Source organism: Pantoea sp. (assembly GCF_032114055.1).
Lineage (GTDB): Bacteria > Pseudomonadota > Gammaproteobacteria > Enterobacterales > Enterobacteriaceae > Pantoea.
Genome location: NZ_DAMCTB010000011.1, coordinates 90,677 through 116,246, shown reverse-complemented (window position 1 = coordinate 116,246; position 25,570 = coordinate 90,677). Strand labels below are relative to the sequence as shown.

General features: G+C 55.7%; 21 protein-coding genes. 11 read left to right on the top strand and 10 right to left on the bottom strand.

Going from position 1 to position 25,570, the window contains the following annotated elements; genetic code table 11:
* Window positions 1-74: 74 nt before the first annotated feature.
* Complete coding sequence (gene mobB, locus RT657_RS16900) at window positions 75-581, bottom strand: molybdopterin-guanine dinucleotide biosynthesis protein MobB (RefSeq protein WP_313655851.1); 507 nt, start codon at window positions 579-581, stop codon at window positions 75-77.
* 1 nt (window position 582) lies between these two features.
* A complete protein-coding gene (mobA, locus tag RT657_RS16895; RefSeq protein ID WP_313655850.1) occupies window positions 583-1,149 on the bottom strand; it encodes a molybdenum cofactor guanylyltransferase MobA in 567 nt (188 codons plus the stop codon).
* 43 nt (window positions 1,150-1,192) lie between these two features.
* On the opposite strand from mobA, the gene RT657_RS16890 reads away from it, so the two are divergent.
* From RT657_RS16890 to polA, 4 genes are all read left to right on the top strand, one after another.
* Window positions 1,193-1,468 (top strand): YihD family protein, encoded by a 276-nt coding sequence (locus RT657_RS16890; protein WP_313655854.1) that lies wholly within the window; start codon window positions 1,193-1,195, stop codon window positions 1,466-1,468.
* A 45-nt stretch (window positions 1,469-1,513) separates the two neighbouring features.
* On the top strand, window positions 1,514-2,500 hold the full coding sequence (locus RT657_RS16885) for a serine/threonine protein kinase (protein ID WP_313655848.1): 987 nt from the start codon (window positions 1,514-1,516) through the stop codon (window positions 2,498-2,500).
* A 26-nt stretch (window positions 2,501-2,526) separates the two neighbouring features.
* Window positions 2,527-3,156 (top strand): thiol:disulfide interchange protein DsbA, encoded by a 630-nt coding sequence (gene dsbA / locus RT657_RS16880; RefSeq protein WP_313655847.1) that lies wholly within the window; start codon window positions 2,527-2,529, stop codon window positions 3,154-3,156.
* A gap of 378 nt (window positions 3,157-3,534) precedes the next feature.
* Window positions 3,535-6,321, top strand: coding sequence for a DNA polymerase I (gene polA, locus RT657_RS16875; RefSeq protein WP_313655845.1), 2,787 nt, complete (start codon window positions 3,535-3,537; stop codon window positions 6,319-6,321).
* Between the two features lie 416 nt (window positions 6,322-6,737).
* On the opposite strand, the gene yihA is transcribed toward polA, so the two are convergent.
* A complete protein-coding gene (gene yihA, locus RT657_RS16870; protein WP_313655844.1) occupies window positions 6,738-7,373 on the bottom strand; it encodes a ribosome biogenesis GTP-binding protein YihA/YsxC in 636 nt (211 codons plus the stop codon).
* Window positions 7,374-7,925: 552 nt separating this feature from the next.
* Here yihA and yihI point away from each other — a divergent pair.
* Both yihI and hemN read left to right on the top strand, forming a co-directional pair.
* The gene (yihI, locus tag RT657_RS16865) at window positions 7,926-8,447 is read left to right on the top strand and encodes a Der GTPase-activating protein YihI (RefSeq protein ID WP_313655843.1); all 522 of its coding nucleotides are present in this window, start codon (window positions 7,926-7,928) and stop codon (window positions 8,445-8,447) included.
* Window positions 8,448-8,680: 233 nt separating this feature from the next.
* Window positions 8,681-10,054, top strand: a complete 1,374-nt coding sequence (gene hemN / locus RT657_RS16860) for an oxygen-independent coproporphyrinogen III oxidase (protein WP_313655842.1) — start codon at window positions 8,681-8,683, stop codon at window positions 10,052-10,054.
* Between the two features lie 40 nt (window positions 10,055-10,094).
* Here the strand turns inward: hemN and glnG are convergent, their stop codons facing one another.
* From glnG to glnA, 3 genes are all read right to left on the bottom strand, one after another.
* Window positions 10,095-11,504 (bottom strand): nitrogen regulation protein NR(I), encoded by a 1,410-nt coding sequence (gene glnG, locus RT657_RS16855; protein WP_128085010.1) that lies wholly within the window; start codon window positions 11,502-11,504, stop codon window positions 10,095-10,097.
* A 7-nt stretch (window positions 11,505-11,511) separates the two neighbouring features.
* Window positions 11,512-12,561: a nitrogen regulation protein NR(II) gene (glnL, locus tag RT657_RS16850; RefSeq protein ID WP_313655840.1), complete on the bottom strand. Its 1,050-nt coding sequence runs from the start codon at window positions 12,559-12,561 to the stop codon at window positions 11,512-11,514.
* Between the two features lie 138 nt (window positions 12,562-12,699).
* Window positions 12,700-14,109, bottom strand: coding sequence for a glutamate--ammonia ligase (gene glnA / locus RT657_RS16845; protein ID WP_313655839.1), 1,410 nt, complete (start codon window positions 14,107-14,109; stop codon window positions 12,700-12,702).
* A gap of 436 nt (window positions 14,110-14,545) precedes the next feature.
* Here glnA and typA point away from each other — a divergent pair, with 436 nt between their 5' ends.
* The 5 genes from typA to fabY all read left to right on the top strand — a co-directional run bounded on the left by typA (window position 14,546) and on the right by fabY (window position 19,490).
* Entirely contained in the window at window positions 14,546-16,369 is a 1,824-nt protein-coding gene (typA, locus tag RT657_RS16840; RefSeq protein ID WP_313655838.1) for a ribosome-dependent GTPase TypA, read from the top strand.
* Between the two features lie 210 nt (window positions 16,370-16,579).
* A complete protein-coding gene (gene yihX, locus RT657_RS16835) occupies window positions 16,580-17,170 on the top strand; it encodes a glucose-1-phosphatase (RefSeq protein ID WP_313655837.1) in 591 nt (196 codons plus the stop codon).
* 9 nt (window positions 17,171-17,179) lie between these two features.
* Complete coding sequence (locus tag RT657_RS16830) at window positions 17,180-18,049, top strand: virulence factor BrkB family protein (RefSeq protein ID WP_313655836.1); 870 nt, start codon at window positions 17,180-17,182, stop codon at window positions 18,047-18,049.
* Window positions 18,046-18,483, top strand: coding sequence for a D-aminoacyl-tRNA deacylase (gene dtd, locus RT657_RS16825; RefSeq protein WP_313655834.1), 438 nt, complete (start codon window positions 18,046-18,048; stop codon window positions 18,481-18,483). Before RT657_RS16830 ends, dtd begins: the two co-directional genes overlap by 4 nt.
* Window positions 18,484-18,542: 59 nt before the next feature.
* The gene (gene fabY, locus RT657_RS16820) at window positions 18,543-19,490 is read left to right on the top strand and encodes a fatty acid biosynthesis protein FabY (RefSeq protein WP_313655832.1); all 948 of its coding nucleotides are present in this window, start codon (window positions 18,543-18,545) and stop codon (window positions 19,488-19,490) included.
* A gap of 31 nt (window positions 19,491-19,521) precedes the next feature.
* Here the strand turns inward: fabY and RT657_RS16815 are convergent, their stop codons facing one another.
* The 4 genes from RT657_RS16815 to trmH form a co-directional block, all read right to left on the bottom strand.
* Window positions 19,522-21,201 carry an AsmA family protein gene (locus RT657_RS16815; RefSeq protein WP_313655831.1) on the bottom strand — a complete coding sequence of 560 codons (1,680 nt, stop codon included), beginning with the start codon at window positions 21,199-21,201 and terminating at the stop codon, window positions 19,522-19,524.
* Between the two features lie 118 nt (window positions 21,202-21,319).
* Window positions 21,320-22,693, bottom strand: coding sequence for a uracil-xanthine permease family protein (locus RT657_RS16810; protein WP_313655829.1), 1,374 nt, complete (start codon window positions 22,691-22,693; stop codon window positions 21,320-21,322).
* 103 nt (window positions 22,694-22,796) lie between these two features.
* Window positions 22,797-24,875: an ATP-dependent DNA helicase RecG gene (gene recG / locus RT657_RS16805; RefSeq protein ID WP_313655828.1), complete on the bottom strand. Its 2,079-nt coding sequence runs from the start codon at window positions 24,873-24,875 to the stop codon at window positions 22,797-22,799.
* Entirely contained in the window at window positions 24,872-25,570 is a 699-nt protein-coding gene (gene trmH, locus RT657_RS16800; RefSeq protein WP_313655827.1) for a tRNA (guanosine(18)-2'-O)-methyltransferase TrmH, read from the bottom strand. Before trmH ends, recG begins: the two co-directional genes overlap by 4 nt.

The window sequence follows — 25,570 nt, the reverse complement described above, 5'->3', positions numbered from 1 at the left end:
TGAAGAAGCCCCGCACGCGAGTGCGGGGCTTTTTTACGTCCGTCGATCGTGAAAACGCAGCAGTAGCGCACTCTTCAGTGCTTATTCAGCCATCCGGCAATAAAATCTGCCACTTTTTCCGGACTGTTCAGATCCAGAACGGGCAGCGCAAGATTCAGCTCCTGATCGCTGGCTACGGCGATGACATGCTCATCAAGCAGCTCACTGACGCCTCCTTTTATCCCGGCACGCCAGAGCACAATCTTAGGCACGGGTTCACCCTTAAAGCCTTCGACCAGCACGATCTCCAGTACAGAGGGATCCATGCGGCTCAGCAGATAGGGCAAATTAATTGACGGCGCTTCAGGCGTCTCACACATCAGTGCCCACCGCTCCGCGCTTGCCACGATAACCTGACGGGCGCCCGCCTTTCTCAGCAGATAGCTGTCTTTGCCCGGGGTATCAACGTCCATCTGATGATGGGTATGTTTTATCAGTCCGGCGCGGATCCCTTTGCTGGCCAGGATGGGAATCACCTGCTGTAACAGCGTCGTTTTTCCGGTTCCGCTCCAGCCTGTAATCGCAAGCAGGGGTAATGCCATCTCAGTGTCTCTCCTTCAGATCCTCGGGTGTATTGATATTGCGGAAAGCCGACTCATCATCGCCTAGCTGAACAGCATAGCCGCCATGGTCGCGCAGGAAGTGCATAAGACGCCGTTCACCTGCCGCCAGATAGTCCTGAAGCGGTGCTGCCAGCTTTCGGTGAACCAGGGCCAGCGTTGGATGGTCGCGTGAGGCGGAGCGGACCCAGACCGCCGGTGCCGTTCCGCGGTGTTCGGCCAGCTTTTCCACAAAGTTAAGTGGAATAGCCGGTGTATCGCAGGAACAGAATGCCGCCCATTCATCGTCGATAGTGCGCAACGCACTATAGATCCCGGCCAGTGGACCAGGGTACTCCCCGACAAGATCCTGAATCACCCGACACCCGCTTAACTGATAGCGATCAATATTACGGTTCGCGTTAATCATGACAATATTGACCTGTGGCCTGAACCGTTCAAGGACATGCTCATAAAGCGGCCTGCCATTGAACAGCATTAATCCCTTGTCCTGGCCACCCATACGGCGACCCTGACCACCGGCCAGAATGATGCCGGTTACTGTTGTCATGCGTCGGCCCTCGCTGATAAGTCGTTGTAAAAGGAGAAACGAAATGAAATGTCATCGTTTAAATGAGCTGCTTGAACTGCTGCAACCCGCCTGGCAAAAAGAGCCCGACCTCAATCTGGTCACATTTTTGCAGAAACTGGCGCAGGAATCTGGTTTCCGTGGCCCGTTAAGTGAATTAACGGACGATGTATTAATTTACCATCTCAAAATGCGTGACGCCGCCCATGATGATGCGATCCCGGGCCTGAAAAAAGATTATGAAGTTGATTTCAAAACAGCCCTGCTGCGTGCACGGGGGGTCATTAAACCAGGCGAGTAATGTTATCCTTGGCAGCTAAATGCAAGGGCAACTACAGGTAACATCATGAGCGACGCTGCTTTTAACTTCCAGACCCTGAATCCCGATGTGTTGCTTGATGCAGTGTGGGAGACAGGGATCCGCGTTGAATCAGGTCTGACTGCCCTGAACAGTTATGAAAACAGGGTTTACCAGTTCAGTGATGATGAAAAACGCCGCTACGTCGCCAAGTTTTACCGTCCGCAGCGTTGGCGTGCGGAACAGATAGCGGAAGAGCATCAGTTTGCGCATGACCTCCTGGCTGACGACGTGCCGGTTGCCGCACCGCTGCGTTTGCAGGGCGAGACATTGCACCGTCACTCGGGCTTCTTTTTTGCCGTTTTCCCGAGTCTCGGCGGACGACAGTATGAGACAGACAACGAAGACCAGATGGAGTGGGTTGGCCGCTTTCTGGGACGCATGCATCAGACCGGGCGTAAAGCCCTGTTCAGCCATCGGCCTGCTATAGGGCTGGATGAGTATCTGCACGAACCCCGTCAGGTGCTGGAGCACGCTCTGCTCGTGCCTGAATCGCTTAAAGACGCATTACTACAGGCTGTCGATAAACTGGGAAACACGCTGCAGCAACAGTGGCACACTGCGTGGCAGCCGCTACGATTACATGGTGACTGCCATCCGGGAAATATTCTGTGGCGTGACGGGCCGCTGTTCGTCGATCTGGATGATGCCCGTAACGGCCCGGCTGTGCAGGATCTCTGGATGCTGGTCAACGGCGATCGGCAGGAACAGCGTATTCAGTGGGATATCCTGCTGGAGGCTTACAGCGAATTCAGCGACTTTGATATTAATGAATTGTCACTGATTGAGCCTTTACGCGCCATGCGCATGGTTTATTATCTGGCCTGGGTTCTCCGACGCTGGGAGGATCCCGCTTTTCCGCGCGCGTTTCCCTGGATGACAGATGAAAATTTCTGGCACAGGCAGATTTTACTCTTTACCGAGCAGGAGAAGCTGTTGCAGGAACCTCCTCTGCAGCTGACACCGCAATATTAATGACGTAGTCAGGAGATTTTTTCACGATGAAGAAAATTTGGTTTGCACTGATGGGTTTAGTGCTGGCATTCAACGCCTCTGCTGCCCAGTTCACCGAAGGTAAACAATATGTGAGTCTGCAGAAACCGGTGGCTGGCGAACCTCAGGTGATGGAGTTCTTCTCCTTCTTCTGCCCGCACTGCTATCAGTTTGAACGCATTTATCACGTTAATGACGCGGTGAAAAAGAATCTGCCTGCTGACGTTAAGCTGGTGAAATACCATGTCGATTTCCTCGGCGGCGATTTGGGGCCGGTCGTAACCCAGGCCTGGGCTGTCGCGATGGCGCTGGGCGTGGAAGATAAAGTCACCGCTCCTATTTTTGATGGCATCCAGAAAACGCAGACTATTACCGATCCTGCCAGCCTGAAAGAGGCCTTTGTCCAGGCGGCCGGTATCTCTGCGGCTGACTATGATGCAGCCTGGAACAGCTTTGCGGTTAAAGCGCTGGTTGCGCAGCAGCAGAAAGCCGCTGCGGATGTCGATCTTCGTGGTGTGCCTGCCATGTTCGTTAATGGCAAATACATGGTGAATAACGGCGGACTGGATACCAGCTCTATGGATAATTTCGTCGCCGACTATGCGAACGTGGTGAAATTCCTCGTAAGCCAGAAGTAATCAGCTTCTTATTCTGATTAAACGCCAGCTCTGCTGGCGTTTTTTTCAGGCTTCTGAACATCAGGATGCTTTTTGTCCATCACCAGGGCATAAATTTAATATCCACACAAGGGATCGTGCTGTTAAAAATAGCGATCGGGTCACGGAAACTAAACAAGCTATTGAAAAGTATGCTTTTTATATGGTTTCAGATTGTTCTTTTTCCTGAAAACAAAACCGAAATGATTTTTACGCACAAAGTTATCCACAGAACGATCGTTGTGATCCTGTTTCCGTAAGCGTGAAAAAATCCTGCCACAGTACACCTTAGTTCACCATTTCTGCCAGGTTGTGGCATCCTTATAAACCCACTCATCGCAACGAAGACGACACAGACTTATGGCGCAAATTGCAGAAAATCCCCTGATTCTGGTTGATGGCTCCTCCTATCTTTATCGCGCGTATCACGCGTTTCCGCCGCTGACCAATAGTGCAGGTGAACCCACTGGCGCCATGTACGGCGTGCTCAACATGCTGAAAAGCCTGCTGGCGCAATACAATCCGAGTCACGTTGCTGTGGTGTTCGATGCCAAAGGCAAAACCTTCCGGGACGAGCTGTTTGAGCATTACAAATCCCATCGTCCCCCGATGCCTGACGAGCTGCGTGCGCAGATCGAACCGCTGCATGAGATGGTGCGGGCGATGGGGCTGCCGCTGCTGGCGGTGAGCGGTGTTGAAGCCGACGATGTGATCGGTACACTGGCACTGGAGGCAGAGAAAAAAGGTCTCTCCGTGCTGATCAGTACCGGCGATAAAGATATGGCTCAGCTGGTCACGCCAGACATTACGCTGATCAACACCATGACAAACACCATCCTCGGGCCGGAAGAGGTAGAGAATAAATATGGTGTTCCACCCGCGCTGATCATCGATTTCCTCGCCATGATGGGCGATAGCTCAGACAATATTCCAGGCGTGCCGGGTGTGGGTGAGAAAACCGCGCAGGCGCTGCTGCAGGGTCTGGGCAGCATGAAGACGATCTATGAGAATCTGGATAAAGTCGCCGATCTCTCGTTCCGTGGTGCCAAAACCATGGCAGCAAAACTTGAGCAGAATCGCGAAGTCGCGTTTCTCTCCTACCAGCTGGCGACCATTAAGACCGATGTTGAACTGGAGCAGCCCTGCGAAGCCCTTACGGTTACCGATCCCGACGTTGAGGCGCTACAGGCCTTGTTCAGCCGTTATGAGTTCAAACGCTGGCTGAGCGATCTGCAGGAGGGGAAATGGCTGCAGGGCAAAAAGAGCAACACCCAGGCGCAGAAAACCCTCGCCGATGAGCCAGCTCCTGTTGTCGAAACCCGCAGCGTCCTGTCATCAGAAGGGTATGTCACTATTCTGGACCAGGCGCTGTTTGAGACCTGGCTGGAGAAGCTGAAAAACAGCGACGTCTTTGCCTTTGATCTGGAGACCGATGCGCTGGACACGCTGAGCGCCAGCATCGTTGGCATCAGTTTCGCCGTCGCGCCCGGGGAAGCCGCCTATCTGCCGGTTGCGCATGACTATCTCGATGCGCCTGATCAACTGGATCGCGCGACTGTGCTGGCGCAGCTCAAACCTCTGCTGGAAGATGACAGCGCCTGGAAAGTGGGTCAGAACCTGAAGTATGACCGCGGCGTGCTGAAGAACTACGATATCGAACTGGCGGGCATCAGATTTGACACCATGCTTGAGTCCTACATTCTCAACAGCGTAGCAGGCAAGCATGACATGGACAGCCTGTCCGCGCGCTGGCTTCACCATAAAACAATCTCCTTCCAGGAGATTGCCGGCAAAGGTAAAAATCAACTGACCTTCAACCAGATTGCACTGGAACAGGCGTCGCACTATGCGGCCGAAGATGCCGATGTCACCCTGCAGTTGCATCTGAAGATGTGGCCAGAGCTGGAGAAAGAAGCAGGGCCAAAGAACGTTTTCGAGCAGATTGAGATGCCGCTACTGACCGTGATCTCCCGGATAGAGCGCAATGGCGTACTGATCGACCAGGGCATTCTGGCGCAACACTCGAAAGAACTGACGGCACGCCTGGCGGAACTGGAGCTCAAAGCGCACGAGCTGGCGGGAGAACCCTTCAATCTCTCCTCCACCAAACAGCTTCAGGTGATCCTGTTTGAAAAACAGGGCATCAAACCGACCAAAAAAACCCCGGGTGGTGCGCCTTCCACCAGCGAAGAGGTGCTGGCTGAGCTGGCACTTGATTATCCGCTGCCAAAAGTGATCCTGGAGCACCGCGGCTTATCCAAGCTGAAATCGACCTATACCGATAAGCTACCGCAGATGATCAATCCGATCAGCGGGCGCGTGCACACCTCGTATCATCAGGCGGTGACCGCGACCGGGCGTCTCTCTTCAGCCGATCCAAATCTGCAGAACATCCCGGTTCGTAATGAGGAAGGACGGCGGATCCGCCAGGCCTTTGTGGCCGCGAAAGGTTATCGCATCGTGGCGGCGGACTATTCGCAGATCGAACTGCGTATCATGGCGCACCTCTCCCAGGACAAAGGGTTACTGGATGCCTTTGCTCAGGGCGAAGATATTCACCGCGCAACGGCATCGGAAGTTTTCGGGGTGCCGCTGGATAAAGTCAGCGGTGAACAGCGTCGTAGTGCCAAGGCGATCAACTTTGGTCTGATTTATGGCATGAGCGCCTTTGGCCTGTCACGTCAGCTGAATATCGGGGCGGGCGAAGCGAAGAAATATATGGACCTCTACTTCGAACGTTATCCTGGCGTACTGCGCTATATGGAGAACACCCGTCAGCTGGCGGCGAATAAAGGCTATGTTGAGACGCTGGAAGGCCGTCGGCTGTGGCTGCCCGATATTAAATCGGGCAATGCCATTCGCCGTAAAGCTGCCGAACGTGCCGCGATCAATGCGCCGATGCAGGGAACGGCAGCGGACATCATCAAGCGGGCGATGATTGCTGTCGATGCGTGGCTGGAACAGCAAAACGACGACGCTGTCAGAATGATTATGCAGGTTCACGATGAACTGGTCTTCGAGGTTAAAGCGGAAGCGGTGGAAGAAGCCAGCCAGAAAATCCAGGCACTGATGGAAGGCAGCGTGAAGCTCGACGTACCGCTGCTGGTGGAAGTGGGTGTTGGTGATAACTGGGACGAAGCCCACTGATAGCCTGCTACGGGTCGGTTCAGATAGAGGGAATCGATCCGGATTCAGGTATAAGAAAATCGTTGGGTTAACCGGTTTAGCTGAGCGCGCGGAGGTTTAGCAGGAAATGGGTTTTCTAACTGCTTATCGGCTAAACATTTTTTTCGTCATTTAACTACATCGCAACGCTAATTCTGTGACGGATATGGTAAAAAAAGTACTTTTTGATGTAAGTAAGCGACAAAAAAGCCTTTGTCACGCACAGAAAATCAGGTAAAGTTCGTCGCGTAGGGTACAGAGGTAAGATGTTCTATCTTTCAGACCTTTTACTTCACGTAATCGGATTTGGCTGAATTTAGCCGCCCCAGTCATTCTGTGACTGGGGCGTTTTTTATTGGGCTTTTCACACCGCCGCTTCAGCGGTGCGGGGCTGCCTCTTACGCGTCGGCGTCCTGATCCTCATAAGCCGGTTCAAGCGTGTTGAACCAGCTGTCCAGCTTCTGACGCACTTTATCCACGCCAATTTTCTTCAGTGATGAGAAGAGCTCAACCTGCACATCGCCGGCAAAATCGAGCGCCGCTTCACGCACGACATTCAGCTGGGCTTTTCGGGCGCCCGAGGCAAGTTTATCGGCTTTGGTGAGCAGCACCAGCACCGGTATGCCGCTTTCCACAGACCACTGAATCATCTGCCGATCGAGATCCTTGAGTGGATGGCGGATATCCATCAGCACGACCAGCCCTTTCAGTGCCTGTCGTTTTTGCAGGTATTCGCCCAGTGCACGTTGCCACTTCAGCTTCATCTCTTCCGGGACTTCAGCATAACCGTAGCCAGGCAGGTCGACCAGACGCTTGCCCTCTTTGACTTCAAACAGGTTAATCAGCTGCGTACGCCCCGGCGTTTTACTGGTACGCGCCAGACCTTTCTGATTGGTTAACGTATTCAGCGCACTCGATTTTCCCGCGTTCGAGCGGCCAGCAAAAGCCACTTCAATTCCGGTATCGGCAGGCAGATGACGGATATCCGGCGCGCTCATGACAAAGTGGGTAACGTGATAATTCAGTTCAGACAAGGTGACACTCCAAAAAACGCATTAAGGCAATGCCAGCGATTATACGCGTTATGGCGCGAAAGTGCTCAATCACATCTCTTTAACAAACGGTGTAAGAGATTTGCCATTGCGGCTGCGGGTTATTTCGCTTTTTACTTTAATTACTAAAAATAAAAAAAGAGTATATTCATGGTGTTATCTGTTTTCGTTTCTTTTTTGAACGAACTATTTTCGATGCCGACTTGAGGGTTTTACCAGTTGGTCTACATTAGTGTGCAGTGCACGGCAGCACACATCAGGAAGATGCGTTCAGGGATGTCAGGATGGCAATGAGCGAGAGGAATGGAAAGGGTCAGGGGAGTTGACCAGACAGGGATAAGGAAAAGCTCAGGAGTTGAGCAGGCGCGGGATTGACCGGGATGTTACGAGCCAAAAAGGATTTAAAACATGATTCCTTCTTCTGAAGGTATGAAATAAGGCGACAGCTTGAGCTGTCGCCTTTTTTCTTTGTCTGGTTTCTGCTAGATTTCGCCGCAATTCTATACTGAATAAAAAAAGCCGGGACCGAACACTATGAAGCAACCTGCACGAGCGGCGCACGGCAAACCTGCCGTCAAAGCCAAACGCAAATCGCGTGACGAAATCAATAACGAAGCGCGCGATCGCAAACGTGATAAAAAGCATCGCGGGCATGCATCCGGCAGCCGTGCGAATCCGGCTGCGCCTGCCAGCAGCAGTGGACGTCAGGCGGACAGCGCGAAAGATCCGCGTATCGGCAGTAAAAAACCGGTAGCCCTGATTGCAGACGGCAAGACCGCAGCCATTAAGCCAAAGAAAAGCGTGGAAAAGCCAGCCGCGAAAAAAGTACGCCTGACGCCTGAGGAAGAGCTGGCGAAGCTGGAAAATGATGAGCGTCTGGATGCGCTGCTGGACCGGCTGGAAAATGGCGAAACGCTGTCTGCTGAAGATCAGGGCTGGCTGGATGCCTCGCTGGATCGCATCGATGAACTGATGGAGCAGCTGGGCATCGTGATGGACGATGACGAAGATGACAAAGCAGAAGAAGATATGTATCGCCTGCTGAAGGGCAATTAAGTCATTTTGATCGGCATGTGGTTTCCGCATGCCGCACTTTTCAGGTAAACGACAATGTTTTGGCCTGGATCAATTTTCGCGTTGCTGGCGACATGTTATCTGCTGTGGTTATTGTTTAAACTACGACGCCTGTCGCGTCTGAAGCAACGTTTACGTCGGGTCTCATCCCGCTCACCTTTCATCCCTTCTTCTTCGCGACCTTCTCTCAGACGACGTCACCGGAAGGAGTGATCATGCCATCGCTGCAGACCGATCGGGATCGGGCGCTAATTGAAAAGTACAATTACGCCGGTCCACGCTACACCTCTTATCCCACCGCGCTGGAGTTCAGCGAACAGTTCGCAGAAGCCGACTTCCGGCGCGCCGTGGCACGCTATCCGGATCGCCCGCTGTCGCTCTATGTTCATATCCCTTTCTGCCATCGTCTCTGCTACTTCTGCGGCTGCAACAAGCTTGTGACGCGTCAGCGCCATAAGGCGGACCGCTATCTGGATGTGCTTGAGCAGGAGATTATTCAGCGCGCGCCGCTGTTCCGCCAGCGTCAGGTTACGCAGCTTCACTGGGGCGGAGGCACGCCCACCTTTCTCGACCAGGCGCAGGTTTCGCGGCTGGTGGCACTGCTGAAACAGCACTTCAGGGTAGCCGACGAGGCTGAGATGTCGATCGAGGTCGATCCCCGGGAAATTGAGCTGGATATGATCGATCACCTGCGATCGCTGGGGTTCAATCGTCTGAGTATGGGCGTACAGGATTTCAATAAATCGGTGCAGGAGCGCGTCAACCGGGTGCAGGATGAAGCGGTGATTTTTGGCCTGATGGCGCGGGCCCGCGAGCAGGGCTTCAGCTCGACCAGCATTGACCTGATCTATGGTCTGCCCCTGCAGACGCCTGCCAGCTTCGCCTGGACGCTGGAGCGGGTACTGGCGCTGAGTCCGGATCGCCTTAGCGTATTTAACTATGCGCATCTGCCGGCGATGTTCGCGGCGCAGCGCAAAATCAAAGAGGATGAACTGCCATCGGCTCAGCAGAAACTGGATATTCTGCAGCAGACTATCGCGACGCTGACGCAGCAGGGCTATCAGTTTATCGGCATGGACCACTTTGCCAAGCCGCAGGATGAACTGGCCATTGCGCAGCGAAACGGGCAGCTGCACCGCAATTTTCAGGGCTACACCACCCAGGGCGATAGCGATCTGCTCGGGCTGGGCGTCTCCGCCATCAGCATGATGGGCGACAGCTATGCGCAGAACCAGAAAGACCTGAATACCTGGTACGACAGTGTGGAACGGCAGGGAAATGGCTTGTGGCGCGGTCTTAGCTTAAGCAAAGATGATTGCCTGCGGCGTGATGTGATTAAAACGCTGATTTGCCACTTCTCGCTGGATTTTGCTGCCACAGAAGCGCAGTGGGGGATCAGCTTCAGAGACTACTTCGCTGAGGATCTGGCGCTGATGAAACCGCTGATTGCTGACGGGCTGGTGGAATCTGACGCAACAGGGCTGAAGGTGACAGAGATTGGCCGGTTACTGATTCGTAATATCTGCATGTGCTTCGATCGCTATCTGCGTCAGAAAGCGCGTCAGCAGCAGTTCTCTCGTGTGATCTGAAAAAATGGGCCGGCAGTCGCGCCAGCCCATTCTGAACCCCTTACTCCATGCCCAGCTCTTTCAGCTTGCGCGTCAGCGTGTTGCGTCCCCAGCCCAGTAAACGGGCGGCTTCCTGCTTGTGACCCTGGGTATGACGCAGGGCGGTGGTCAGCAGCGTCCGCTCCATCTCCGGCTGCGCTTCTGACAGCAGATTCTGATGACCGGAACGCAGGGCGCGGTCGGCCCACTGCGCCAGCAGCGTGGCCCAGCTGTCCGGCAGCGACTGCACCGGATTCTCCGGCGTGCTCGACTCGAACAGCTCGCCGGGCAGATCCTGAATCAGCACTTCCTGACCTGCAGCCATCACCGTCAGCCAGCGACAGGTGTTCTCCAGCTGGCGCACGTTACCCGACCAGTGCAGTCGGGTCAGGGCGGTTTCCGTTTCCGGATGCAGAATCTTCGCTTCCACACCCAGTTCCCGGGCGGCAACCTGCAGGAAATAGCGCGCCAGACGCGGAATATCCTCACGACGCTCACGCAGAGGAGGCAGATGCACGCGAATCACGTTAAGACGATGGAACAGGTCTTCGCGGAACTTGCCTTCCTGCACGCGCAGCTCCAGGTTCTGGTGGGTCGCGGCGATAATACGCACGTCCACTTTAACCGGCGCATAGCCGCCGACGCGATAGAACTGGCCATCAGCCAGCACGCGCAGCAGGCGGGTCTGAACATCCAGCGGCATATCACCGATTTCATCCAGGAACAGCGTGCCGCCATCGGCCTGTTCAAAACGGCCCTGACGGATCTGGTTCGCACCGGTAAAGGCACCTTTTTCGTGACCAAACAGCTCAGATTCGATCAAATCTTTAGGGATCGCGGCCATATTCAGCGCGATAAACGGTGCTTTGGCGCGCGGGCTATGGCGATGCAGCGCATGCGCCACCAGCTCTTTACCGGTCCCGGATTCACCATTAATCAGGACGCTGATCGAAGAGCGTGACAACCGTCCGATAATGCGAAAGACATCCTGCATCGCCGGGGCTTCACCGATGATATCGGTCGTGGGTCCGCTGACCGGCTGATTACGCGGCTGCTGCTGCTCCTGATAGTGGCTGATCGCACGCTCTACCAGCGCCACGGCTTCATCGATATCAAAAGGTTTAGGCAGATAATCAAACGCCCCCTGCTGATAGGCGCTGACGGCAGCATCCAGATCCGAATGCGCCGTCATAATGATGACCGGAAGCATCGGATGACGCTGTTTAATCTGTTTCAGCAGCGCCAGGCCATCCATGCCCGGCATGCGAATATCTGACAGTAAAACGTCCGGGGTTTTGGTCGAGAGGGCATCCAGCACCTCACCTGCGCTGTCAAAGGTCGCACAGCTCAAACCGGCTCCAGTGAGCGCGCGTTCAAGCACCCAGCGGATGGAGCTATCGTCATCGACGATCCAGACTATCCCTCGTTGCATAGAAACCTCACTGGCGAATAGGCAGGTAAACCGAAAATTCGGTGTGTCCTGGCCAACTGTTAAATTCTATTTTTCCTGAATGTTGATCAATCAGGCTACGGGCAATAGAGAGGCCTAAACCGGTGCCGCCTTCACGTCCGCTGACCATTGGATAAAACAGCGTATCCTGCAGCTGGGCCGGAATGCCGGGGCCATCATCTTCAATATCAATACGTGCTACCAGGCGATAACGGGTGCCGTGCAGCGTCAGCTGGAAAGCCGTGCGGGTGCGGATAATAATCGTGCCGCCCTCGCTACCCAGCGCCTGCAGTGCGTTGCGGACTACGTTAAGCAGCACCTGCTCGATCTGGTCAGGGTCGTGCGGCAGTTCGGGCAGGCTGGGATCGTAATCCCGCACCAGCGAGACATTCTCCGGCAGCTCCATCGACACCAGGTTGACCACGCGTTCTGCCACCTGATGAATGCTCTGGGTGATGTGCATGCCCGGCTGTTGCGGTCCTAACAGACGGTCAACCAGATTCCGCAGCCGATCCGCCTGTTCAATAATCACTTTGGTATATTCGTTCAGCGAGGGATCGGGCAGGGCACGGGATAAGAGCTGTGCCGCGCCGCGCAATCCACCCAGCGGATTTTTAATCTCATGGGCCAGGCCGCGAACCAGATCGCGGGCGGCCACCTGCTGAGCGTGCTGTAGCTGCTCCTGACTGAGACGACGCTGATTATCCATCGGCGCCATTTCCATCAGAATTAAGCCGTCAGGTAACCGCTGAGCGGTCAACGACATAATGTGCGCCCGGCCATCCACCACCAGCGTCACTTCACTGTCCGTAAAACCCTGGCCAGCCTCAAGACTCTCGCGCATCACGTCGATATTCAGCGAGAAGTAGCCGGTGAGCTCCGGTAACGGCGTGCCGAACAGTTTGCGTGAGCTTTGCGCCAGTAGCTGCTGCGCTGCCGGGTTGGCGTAATGAATAACCAGCTCGTTATCCACCAGCAGAATACTGTTGATCAACGCGTTGAGAATCTGCCCTGCATCGGGCAGAGAGCCTGTTGCCATATCACGTTCCTCTGCACTAAATAGGTGCATTTTACTCTTTAAGCCGGAAAGGGCGCGAATGAACGGTGAATTCGCGGAGAAAAAAGCCCATCCGAAGATGGGCTAAAAGTTTCCACGGCAACAAAAACGTCTGACCAGTTAAACGCTGTAGTAAAGCTCGAACTCAACCGGGTGTGGCGTCATGCGAACGCGGTCCAGCTCTGTTTTACGCAGTTCGATGTAAGCGTCGATGGTTTCGTCAGTGAACACACCGCCACGGGTCAGGAACTCGCGGTCTTCGTTCAGTGCATTCAGGGCTTCTTCCAGAGAGCCTGCAACCTTTGGAATCTCAGCTTCTTCTTCCGGTGGCAGGTCATACAGGTTCTTATCCATTGCATCGCCAGGATGGATCTTGTTGATGATGCCATCCAGACCCGCCATCAGCAGCGCGGTGAACGCCAGGTATGGGTTAGCCGCTGGGTCCGGGAAGCGCGCTTCGATACGACGGGCTTTCGGGCTGGCAACAACCGGAATACGGATAGAGGCGGAACGGTTACGGGCTGAGTAAGCCAGCATGACCGGTGCTTCATAACCCGGAACCAGACGCTTGTAGGAGTTGGTGGTCGGGTTCGCCAGGGCGTTGATCGCTTTAGCGTGTTTGATGATACCGCCGATGTAGAACAGTGCCATTTCAGACAGGCCGCCGTACTTATCGCCGGCAAACAGGTTCTGGCCACCTTTAGAAAGGGACATGTGGCAGTGCATGCCTGACCCGTTGTCGCCAAACATTGGCTTTGGCATAAAGGTCGCGGTTTTGCCGTAAGCGTGTGCGACGTTGTGAACGACATATTTGTAGATCTGGATTTCGTCCGCTTTCTTGGTCATGGTGTTGAAGCGGGTTGCCACTTCGTTCTGACCCGCGGTCGCCACTTCGTGGTGATGCGCTTCAACGACCAGGCCCATCTGCTCCATAGTCAGACACATGGCAGAACGGATGTCCTGTGATGAGTCAACCGGTGGCACCGGGAAGTAGCCGCCTTTCAGACCTGGACGATGGCCTTTGTTACCGCCTTCATACTCTTTACCGGTGTTCCATGCGGCTTCGATATCGTCGATTGCGACATGCGAACCCGACGTGGATGAACCGAAACGGATGTCATCGAACAGGAAGAATTCAGGTTCTGGTCCAAACAGCACCGTATCCGCGATGCCGGAAGAGCGCAGGAAATCTTCCGCGCGCTTGGCGATGGAGCGTGGATCGCGGTCATAGCCCTGCATGGTGCCTGGCTCGAGAATGTCACAACGGATGATCAGCGTAGAATCTTCGAAGAAAGGATCCATGACCGCGGTGGTTGCGTCAGGCATCAGCACCATGTCTGATTCGTTGATGCCTTTCCAGCCGCCGATAGAGGAACCATCGAACATTTTGCCTTCTTCGAAGAAGTCAGCGTTAACCTGGTGAGCAGGGATCGTAACGTGCTGTTCTTTACCTTTGGTATCGGTAAAACGCAGGTCAACAAACTTAACTTCATGCTCGTTCATCATCGAGAGAACGTGTTCAGCGGACATACTCAACTCTCCTGGAAATGGTCTTTCATTATCTACATGGCGAGGAAACGTCGTTTCCGGAAGGCGTAGCGTGAAACTGTTTTCTGCTCCATCGCTTCCGGCACGCTCTTCAACCGACATCTGACTGGCGTTTACGCTTAACAGGATAAAGCGAATTCTGTGCCAACTTTTTTGATGTTGCTTAAATCGCCTTGCGCTGCACCTTATTGCCATAAAGGCGCTGCACCACGATGGTTTTAATGCACCAAAATAGTGCTCAAGGCGAATTTACAGGCACCATTTTGGTGCGGAAAACCAACTTAGTGCATTTTCTGCACCGGGAACAGTACGAATTTGCGTCAATGCAATAAACTTTCAGTGAAAAGTGTGATCGTGTTCAGTCTTCCGCTTAATCCGTGTACAATAGCGCGCTATTTCTAATGCCTGAGGCAAAGCTGTGATCGAAAATTTGCGTAACATCGCCATCATCGCGCACGTTGACCATGGAAAGACCACCCTGGTTGACAAACTGCTGCAACAATCCGGTACTTTTGATGCCCGTACCGAAGCAACCGAGCGCGTGATGGACTCCAATGATTTGGAGAAAGAGCGTGGGATTACCATCCTCGCAAAAAACACCGCTATTAAGTGGAATGACTACCGTATCAATATCGTTGATACCCCTGGACACGCCGACTTCGGTGGTGAAGTTGAGCGCGTTATGTCCATGGTGGACTCGGTGCTGCTGGTTGTAGATGCGATGGATGGCCCTATGCCGCAAACCCGCTTCGTGACCAAAAAAGCGTTCGCGCATGGTCTGAAGCCGATTGTGGTTATCAACAAAGTAGACCGTCCTGGCGCACGTCCGGACTGGGTGGTGGATCAGGTCTTCGACCTGTTCGTTAACCTGGATGCGACCGATGAGCAGCTCGACTTCCCTATCATTTTCGCCTCTGCGCTGAATGGTATTGCGGGTCTGGAGCACACCGATATGGCTGACGATATGACGCCGCTGTATCAGGCAATCGTCGACCACGTTTCTCCGCCTAAAGTTGAGGTTGAAGCGCCACTGCAGATGCAAATCTCTCAGCTGGACTACAACAACTACCTGGGCGTGATCGGTATCGGCCGTATCAAACGCGGTAAAGTGAAGCCTAACCAACAGGTCACTATCATCGATAGCGAAGGCAAAACCCGTAACGGTAAAGTCGGCAAAGTCCTGACTCACCTGGGTCTTGAGCGTATCGACAGCGATCTGGCCGAAGCGGGCGATATCATCGCCATCACCGGTCTGGGTGAGCTGAACATCTCTGACACCATCTGTGATCCACAGAATGTGCAGGCGCTGCCAGCACTGAGCGTCGATGAGCCAACCGTCACCATGTTCTTCAACGTCAACACCTCACCGTTCTGCGGTAAAGAAGGTAAGTACGTGACGTCACGTCAGATCCTTGAGCGTCTGAACAAAGAACTGGTTCACAACGTGGCACTGCGCGTTGAAGAAACCGAAGATGCTGACGCGTTCCGCGTATCCGGTCGTGGTGAACTTCACCTTTCAGTACTGATCGAAAACATGCGTCGTGAAGGTTTCGAACTGGCGGTATCCCGTCCGAAAGTTATCTTCCGCGAATTCGAAGGCCGCAAGCAGGAGCCATTCGAAAACGTTACGCTGGATATCGAAGAGACGCATCAGGGTTCCGTTATGCAAGCCATGGGGGAGCGTAAAGGCGATCTGAAAAACATGGATCCGGATGGCAAAGGCCGCGTCCGTCTTGACTACGTGATCCCAAGCCGTGGTCTGATTGGCTTCCGTAACGAATTCATGACCATGACTTCCGGTACCGGTCTGCTCTACTCGACCTTCAGCCACTACGATGACATCCGTCAGGGCGAAGTCGGCCAGCGTCAGAACGGCGTACTGATCTCTAACGGTCAGGGTAAAGCCGTTGCGTTCGCGCTGTTCGGTCTGCAGGATCGCGGTAAGCTGTTCCTGGGTCACGGTGCAGAAGTCTATGAAGGCCAGATTATCGGTATTCACAGCCGTTCTAACGACCTGACCGTTAACTGTCTGACGGGTAAGAAGCTGACCAACATGCGTGCTTCCGGTACAGATGAAGCCACGACGCTGGTTCCACCGCAGAAAATGACGCTCGAACAGGCTATCGAGTTCATCGATGATGACGAACTGGTAGAAGTGACGCCGCTGTCAGTGCGTATTCGTAAACGTCACCTGACAGAAAACGACCGTAAACGTGCTTCACGTGGTCCTAAAGACGCATAATTGCGCCTTTAACTGAGAAAAGCTCCGCTCTGCGGGGCTTTTTTTTTGCCTGAAGCCCCGCTTTTTTCAGCCGGACCATGCACTGTTCCTCTGTGCTCCCGTATGTTTTATCCGCCTTCCGGCGTTTATGCTTTTCTCTCTGCGGATGCCTGTTCAGCCTGCACTTTTGCCGCTAGAGTGAAGAGTCCAGGGAACCAAGGGAGAGACACCATGCTGTATATCTTTGATTTAGGCAATGTGATTATCGATATCGACTTTAACCGCGTGCTGGGTGTCTGGAGTGATCTGAGTCGTGTGCCGCTGGCGTCGCTGCAAAGCCATTTCCGTATGGATGAGGCGTTTGAACAGCATGAGCGCGGCGAGATCAGCGATGAAGATTTCGCGCTGGCGCTGTGTGAAAAACTGGAAATCGCGCTGAGCTATGAGCAGTTCGCGGCGGGCTGGCAGGCGGTGTTTGTGGATGTGCGCCCGGAAACCCTGGCGCTGATGAACCGGCTGCGGCTGGAGGGGCATCGGGTGGTGATCCTCTCGAACACTAACAGACTGCATTGTGAGTTCTGGCCGACGCAGTACCCGGATGTGCAGCAGGCCGCTGATAAGCTCTATCTGTCTCAGGATCTGGGTATGCGTAAACCGGAAGCGCGGATTTACCAGCATGTTCTGGCGGCGGAGGGCGTAACGGCCGATCAGGCGGTCTTCTTTGATGATAATCCCGATAATATCCAGGCGGCCCGCGCCCTGGGAATTGAAAGTGTTCTGGTGACTGACAGTTCGACAGTCCCCAACTGGTTTGCAGGTTAACAGTGACTCATGATGTTACGTAAATTTCGTCCCGGGCTGCACGCTTTCTGGCTGTGGCTCCGGCTGTTATGGAAGCGCATTGACGAAGACGGCATGACGACCCAGGCGGGTAATCTGGCGTATGTCTCACTGCTGGCGCTGGTGCCACTGATTGCCGTGGTGTTTGCCCTGTTTGCCGCGTTTCCGGTCTTCTCTGATATCAGCGTGCAGCTGAAGCAGTTTGTCTTTAACAATTTAATGCCTGCTGCAGGTAACACGCTGCAGCGCTATCTTGAGCAGTTTGTTGCCAACGTCAACCGGATGACGGCGGTCGGGGCGATCGGCCTGATTGTGACCGCTTTACTGCTGATGCATTCAGTCGATACCGCGTTAAACACCATCTGGCGCAGTAACAAGAAGCGGCCGATGGTCTACTCCTTTGCGGTCTACTGGATGATCCTGACGCTGGGTCCGCTGCTGGCCGGTGCCAGCCTGGCGATCAGCTCTTATCTGCTGTCGCTGCGCTGGATTAACGCCACCGGCGTAACCAGTCTGGTCGATCAGATGCTGCGTATTTTTCCGCTACTGCTGTCGTGGTTCGCTTTCTGGTTGCTCTACAGCATTGTTCCGACCCAGCGGGTACCGCCGCGCGATGCGCTGATTGGTGCGCTGGTAGCGGGTGCGCTGTTTGAGCTGGGGAAAAAGGGCTTCGCGCTCTATGTTACGATGTTCCCCTCTTATCAGCTGATCTACGGTGTACTGGCCGTGATCCCTATTCTGTTTCTCTGGGTCTACTGGACCTGGTGTATTGTATTGCTGGGCGCGGAGATAACCGTCACGTTAGCCGACTACCGGCAGCTGAAACAGCAGCACAAAGAACAACAACGCGAGGAAACATGATTGCATTGATTCAGCGCGTGCAGCGAGCCAGCGTCAGCGTCGACCAGGATGTGGTCGGCGAAATTGGTACCGGACTACTGGTTTTGCTGGGCGTGGAAAAGGGTGATGACAACGCCCGTGCGGAACGTCTCGCAGAACGTGTACTGGGCTATCGCATCTTCAGTGACGAACAGGGCAAAATGAACCTGAGCCTTCGTCAGACGGGCGGAAGCGTACTGGTGGTATCGCAGTTCACGCTGGCGGCCGACACGCAAAAAGGGATGCGCCCCTCTTTTTCAGGCGGCGCCGAGCCAGCTGAAGCGGCGCGTCTGTATGATTACTTCAGCCACTGCTGTCGCCAGCAGGGCGTTACCACAGCGAACGGTCGTTTTGCCGCTGATATGCAGGTTTCGCTGGTGAACGATGGTCCTGTGACGTTCTGGTTGCAGGTGTGAGATCGCAAGCGGAGCGGCATGGTTCTGGCCACGCAAGCTGCGGACGGGAGAAACATTATATGTATCACCTTCGTGTGCCACAGACGGCAGAAGAGCTGGATATCTATTATCAGTTCCGCTGGGAGATGTTACGTAAACCTCTGCGCCAGCCGCAGGGCTCAGAACGTGACGCGTGGGATGCCCTGGCGCATCATCAGATGGTCGTGGACGAACAGGGACATCCGGTCGCTATTGGCCGTCTCTATATCAATGCCGACAACGAGGCCGCGATCCGCTTTATGGCTGTCCATCCCTCGGTGCAGGGGAAGGGGCTGGGCACGCTGGTAGCAATGACGCTGGAGTCCGTGGCGCGTCAGGAGGGAGCCAAGCGGGTAACCTGCAGCGCCCGCGAGGATGCTGTCGCCTTCTTCGCGAAACTTGGCTATATCAATCAGGGCGAAATTACCGCGCCGCAGACCACGCCGGTACGCCACTTCCTGATGATCAAACCGGTCGTCACCCTTGATGATATCCTGCATCGTGCCGACTGGTGCGGTCAGCTGCAACAGGCCTGGTACGATCATATTCCGCTCAGCGAGAAAATGGGTGTGCGTATCCTGCAGTTTACCGGGCAGAAATTTATCACCACCATGCCGGAGGCGGGCAACCAGAATCCCCATCATACCCTGTTCGCCGGCAGCCTTTTCTCACTGGCTACGCTGACCGGCTGGGGACTGATCTGGTTACTGCTGCGCGAGCGCCACCTTGGCGGCACCATTATTCTGGCAGATGCACATATTCGCTACAGTCAGCCCATCAGCGGACGTCCTGGCGCCATTGCCGATCTGGGTTCCTTAAGCGGCGATCTCGATCGGCTGGCGCGCGGACGTAAAGCGCGCGTGCAGCTTGAAGTCGAGCTGTTTGGCGACGATGAGCGCGGCGCGGTGTTTGAAGGGGTCTATATCGTTCTGCCCGCTGATCCGGACGGGCCGCTGGAGGAGGGCGGCTCCGGCGCGCGAATTAACTGAGGAGCGGGGCCGCGATATGGCCCCGCTGGGATTAACGGACCTCGCCTGCCTGCATCGTCTGCTGCACCTGCTGACTGTCGGTGACCACAGATAACGTGCCATTAACCGATGGACGCAGTGGCTGACCTGCGGCAAGTGCCGCGCGCAGCTGCAACTGCATATTACTGTCACCGGTTAACGGCAACGCTGGCCATCCCCAGTTCTGCAATACATTGACCGGCACGGCACGCCCCGTCAGCTGCAGCGTCAGCGGCCGGGCAGGCTGCTGGCCTACGGTAGCGGTACCTTCCAGCAGGCCTTTATTACTGAACGCACTCAGCTCCGTCACCTGAATCTGCTGCGCATCGGCACTCAGCGCAATCGACGGATGACGCAGGTCGGTGCGGTTAAAGGTCGACTCGGCCGCATTCAGACTGAGCTTACCTGACCATATCCCCCACTGATGCTGCTGCGCCAGCCGCAGGTTTTCACCGGTGCCATCCAGCGAAGTCAGCTGGAAGGGGAACGCCGGATTAATATCGATGATCAGGTTACGGTTCGAGGTGAAGCGCGTCACCTCAACACTCTCCAGCCAGTCGGGCAGCGTTGCCTGCCAGCGGTCGCGCCAGTCCTGCGGCAGGGTATATTCCAGTCCGGCGACCGCCAGGTTTTTCAGCGTCAGACGCTTATCGCTGCGTGACCACTCACCGTCAGCCCGGATCACCCCGTTCACCCAGCGTGAACTGAACTGGGTCAGTGCCACACCCTGCGGGGAGAAATCCAGGTTGACAATAGGATCGTTCAGCTCAAATCCGCCGTTGATAAAGTTGCTGGCATTCAGCGCCAGCGAACCATCGTTGCTCTGCCAGTCATCGTTCTGCCAGTTCACGTTTCTCAGCGTCAGATCAAGATCCGTTACCGCCCAGTCGGGCCCCTGCAGACGGGCATCGGTCAGGTCGAGTCGTGTAATGGCAATCGAGGGGGCAACCTGTAACTTATGCAGGAAATCTTTCAGACTGCTGGCGGTCTGCAGACGAATGTCATTCAGGCGCAGCTGATTCACTTTCCAGTTGCCCAGGGCATCGCGTTCACCGTTACCGGTCATGGAGCCGCGCGCCAGGTCAGCCCCCATATTGTCGATGCGCATCCGGCCCTGGGAAACGCTGCCCTGAATCAGGACGTTTTCAGCCGGCACCTCATTCAGCGTCATGCTGCCCGCGCTCATCTGGAAGCGGGCATCGCGGCCCAGCATATCCAGCGCAACAGGCTTCCACGGCATGATGCCGCCATTCACCTGGCGGGCAAACAACGGCAGTGCGGTGTTGGGGCTGTCGAGGCGCATATTATTGAGTTGCAGACGATCGGCCTGAATCGGCAGTGCGCTGCCTGCCGTCAGATTGGCCAGATTCACCTCGCCGTCGCGCAGTTCGAGGCTGCTGAAGTGCAGCGGATCGCTGAACTGAATCAGCGCCAGGCCCAGATCGACCCGTCTGGCGACCAGCACCGCAGGCTGCCCGTCGTGACCAAAACTGAAGTTATCCAGAATGATATGAGAGGGAGAGGAGAAATTGTGTTCAATTTTACTCAGGGAGAGATGCCATTCAGTTTTGTCGCTTACCCAACGGCTGAACCAGCCTGCACCCCATTGTGTCTGCAGCAGAACATAGATCACCACCAGGGTGAACAGCAGCAGTAAAAGCAGGGTGAGGAAAAACTTTCCAAGAAATTTCATTGCATCCTTCCCGAGTTAAATCCGGCGAGAGGTTGTTATGCCTGAATTCCCGTTACAGCTCAACAGCCTGGATGTAAATCCGAATAATTAGCAGGCAGGCCGAAGCCTGCCCGTGGCCTTACTTCTCCTGCGGGAAAATCAGGTTGAGGACGATCGCGGTAATACCGCCCGCCGCGATCCCGGAAGAGAGCAGGGTTTTCAGCCAGTCAGGTGCAAACTGCAGGATCAGCGGCTGCTGAGAAACGCCCAGGCCCACCGCCAGTGATAGCGCAATAATCATGATGGCGCGACGGTTAAGCGGTTCGCGTGAGACGATGCGCACCCCCGACGCGGCGATAGTGCCGAACATCACGATGGTAGCGCCGCCGAGCACCGGTTCTGGGATCATCTGCACCAGCCCGCTGACCGCCGGGAACAGCCCCAGCACAATCAGCATCAGCGCCACCACAAAGCCCACATAGCGGCTGGCCACGCCGGTCAGCTGAATCACGCCGTTATTCTGTCCGAAACAGGAGTTGGGGAAGGTGTTGAACAGCGCGGAAACAAAGGAGTTAAGACCATTTGCCAGCACGCCCCCTTTCAGGCGTTTCATATAAAGCGGGCCACTGACCGGCTGCTCTGAGACATCGGAGGTCGCAGTGATATCGCCGATGGTTTCCAGGGAGGTCACCATAAACACCAGCATCAGCGGGATAAGCAGATTCCAGTCAAAGCCCAGGCCATAGTAAAGCGGAGCAGGTACCACAATCAGCGGCTGACTGGCCGGTATACCCGCCGCAGGCAGCATCTCCATCGCCCAGGCCAGCAGATAACCCACCGCCATCGCAATCACCAGCGAGGCCACACGCAGGTAGGGATTTTTCTGCCGGTTAAGCAGCACAATCACCAGCAGCACGGCACCCGCCAGCATCAGATTTTTTGGTGCACCGAAGGTGTGGTCGTTCATGGCAGCAAAGCCGCCACCGATTGAGGTTAACCCCACCTGAATCAGCGACAGGCCAATAATCATCACGACAATACCGGAAACCAGCGGCGTAATAATCCGGCGCGCCAGATGCAACACGCGCGACAACACCATTTCGGTACAGGAGGCGACCATCAGCGTGCCAAACAGGGCCGCCATCATGGTGGGCACATCAGCCCCGCCATTTTTCAGTGCCATCCCGCCCATAATCAACGGCGTCACAAAGTTAAAGCTGGTGCCCTGAATCGACAGCAGGCCCGAGCCGACGGGTCCCCAGGTTTTGATTTGCAGCAGCGAGGCGACGCCCGAGGCAAACAGCGACATGCTGATCACATGACGGGTATCCTCTGCGGGCAGGCCCAGCGCCTGACAAATCAGAATCGCGGGTGTAATCACCGCAACGAACATCGCCAGCAGATGCTGACCGGCGGCAAACAGCGTCTGCGGCAGCGGTGGACGATCTTCGAGACGGTAAATCAGTTCGCTGTGTCTGGTGGAGGACGGATCTGGCTGCGGAGTGATGGACATCTTCTGTTCTTCCCGAAAAAATGTGTGGCGATTGTAATCATCCGGAGGCTAAAAGCAATCGTTTGCCCACAGGGATAAACCGGCCGCAACAGCGGGATCTGGCTCAGACGTTAGTGTAACGGGTATTCTCTGGCAGCCAGCGTTCAATCAGGGCGCTGGCCTGTTCAGGATAGTGTTGATGGATATGGCGCGCCACGCGCTGCACCTCCGGCACCATCGCCTGATCGCGCAACAGATCAGCCACTTTAAATTCGGCGTTTCCGGTCTGGCGCGTGCCCAGCAGCTCACCAGGCCCGCGGATCTCCAGGTCGAACTGGGCAATCACGAAGCCATCATTGCTGTCGCGCAGCACCTGCAGACGCTTCTGCGCCGTCTTGCTCAGGGGCGCTTTGTAGAGCAGTACGCAGTGGGAGGCCACCGCACCGCGACCAACCCGTCCCCGCAGCTGATGCAGCTGCGCCAGCCCTAACCGCTCCGGGTTTTCAATGATCATCAGGCTGGCGTTAGGCACATCCACGCCCACTTCTATGACGGTGGTGGCGACCAGAAGCTGCAGCTCATTAGCTTTGAACGCCTGCATGACAGCCTGTTTCTCTGCCGGTTTCATCCGGCCATGCACCAGCCCGATGTTTAAGCCAGGCAGCGCCGTTTTCAGCGATTCCCAGCTCGCTTCTGCGGCCTGGGCTTCCAGCAGATCTGACTCTTCAATCAGGGTGCAGACCCAGTAGGCCTGACGTCCTTCGCGGCAGGCGTGCTCAACCCGCGCCACGATCTCATCACGCCGGGATTCGGGGATAGCCACCGTGGTCACCGGGGTACGTCCCGGCGGCAGCTCGTCGATGGTGGAGGTATCCAGATCGGCATAGGCGGTCATCGCCAGGGTGCGCGGGATCGGGGTGGCGGTCATGATCAGCTGATGCGGATGAAAGCCCTGCTCTTCGCCCTTTTCCCACAGCGCCAGTCGCTGGTGGACGCCAAACCGGTGCTGCTCATCAATAATGACCAGCGCCAGACCGCTGAACCGGACCTGCTCCTGGAACAGCGCATGCGTACCGACCACCATCGCCATCTGACCACTGGCTATCGCTTCCTGCTGCGCCAGGCGGGCTTTGCCTTTCTGTTTACCAGCCAGCCAGCCGACTTCAATGCCCAGCGGCGCAAACCACTGACGGAAGTTACTGGCGTGCTGTTCAGCCAGCAGCTCGGTCGGCGCCATCAGCGCGACCTGCCTGCCGTGTGCGATCACATTCAGCGCAGCAAGGGCCGCAACCAGGGTTTTGCCGGAGCCGACATCACCCTGCACCAGCCGCATCATCGGAAAATCGTTAGCCAGATCCTTCTCTATCTCCGTCACCACGCGCGCCTGGGCGCGAGTGGGTGAGAAGGGCAGCGCGGCCAGCAGCTGATCGCTGAGCGTGTGCCGTGGCGGCATCGGTAACGCGTAGTAGCGCTGAGCACCGGCGCGTACCGCCAGCATGCTGAGGTTGTGGGCCAGCAGCTCTTCCAGAATCAACCGGCGCTGAGCCGGATGACGGCCACTTTCCAGCTCGCTAAGCCTGAGATCGGGTGGGGGACGATGCAGCGTGCGGAGCGCCTCGGGCAGGCTGATCAATCCGCTGCTCAGCTCCTGTGGCAGCAGCTCGGCAATCGGGCAGCTCTCCAGCAGCGTCAGCGCCTGATCGGTGAGATTACGCAGCGTGGCCTGACGGATGCCTTCGGTAGTGGGATAGACCGGCGTCAGGGTCTCTTCCAGCGTCACATTGCTCTGTTCGCCCTGAATGCGGTATTCCGGGTGAATAATCTCTGCGCCACGCTGACCGCGTTTAATTTCGCCATAGGCGGTGACGCGACGGCCTGGCGAGAGCGCGTTCTTCATGCCTGCATTGAAATTAAAGAAGCGCATTGTCAGCACGCCGCTGCCATCGCTGATCTGACAGACCATCATCCGGCGACGGCCAAAGGTGATGTCGGTGTGCAGCACTTCGCCTTCTACGGTAGCCCAGATGCCGGGCAGCAGATCGTCAATCGCATAGAGCTGGGTGCGGTCTTCGTAACGCAGCGGGAGGTGAAGCAGAAGGTCCTGAATGGTGTGCAGGCCAATTCTGGCCAGTTTTGCTGCCTGGCTGGCACCGACGCCGGTCAGGGTACTGAGCGGGATGGCATCCAGCAGACGGCCTTTCATCTTTTTTTACCGGTTGACTGCATGGTCGCCCACCAGCTGGGATCGGCGTCGATTTCGCCCTGCGTATTGATGCGCGGATAGGGTAAGCCTTTCTGTTTTGCGACTCTTGCCAGTACCGGGAAGCCGCCTTCAAACAGCAGGCGCTGCTGCTCCTCGTCATCCAGCAGACTGTGGTCGCGCAGGTAGAGTCCCGCATTCTGACGCTGCCGCTGGGCTTCATAGAGGATAAGCGCACAGGCGACGGAGACATTCAGTGACTGCACCATGCCCACCATTGGGATCACGATCTGCCTGTCGGCCAGCGCCAGGGCTTCCTCGGTGATACCGGTTTTTTCCTGGCCCATCAGGATGCAGGTCGGCAGGGTGTAGTCGATCTCGCGAAAATCCACGGCATCCGCAGAGAGATGGGTAGCTAACACCTGCATCTTCTGCTGCCGGAGCTGATTAACGGCATCGCCAATCGTGGGATGGGTAACGACCTTAACCCAGCTGTTGCTGCCGGCTGACGCAGAAGCCTGGGTGCGCATCCGCTCACTCGGCCAGACCGCATGCACTTCATGGATGCCAACGGCATCAGCGGTGCGGATCACGGCGGAAACGTTGTGCGGCTTATGCACCTTCTCCATGCAGACCGTAAGATCGTGCTGGCGCAGGGCCAGCATCGTCTGTATCCGGGCGAAGCGTTGATCGTTCAT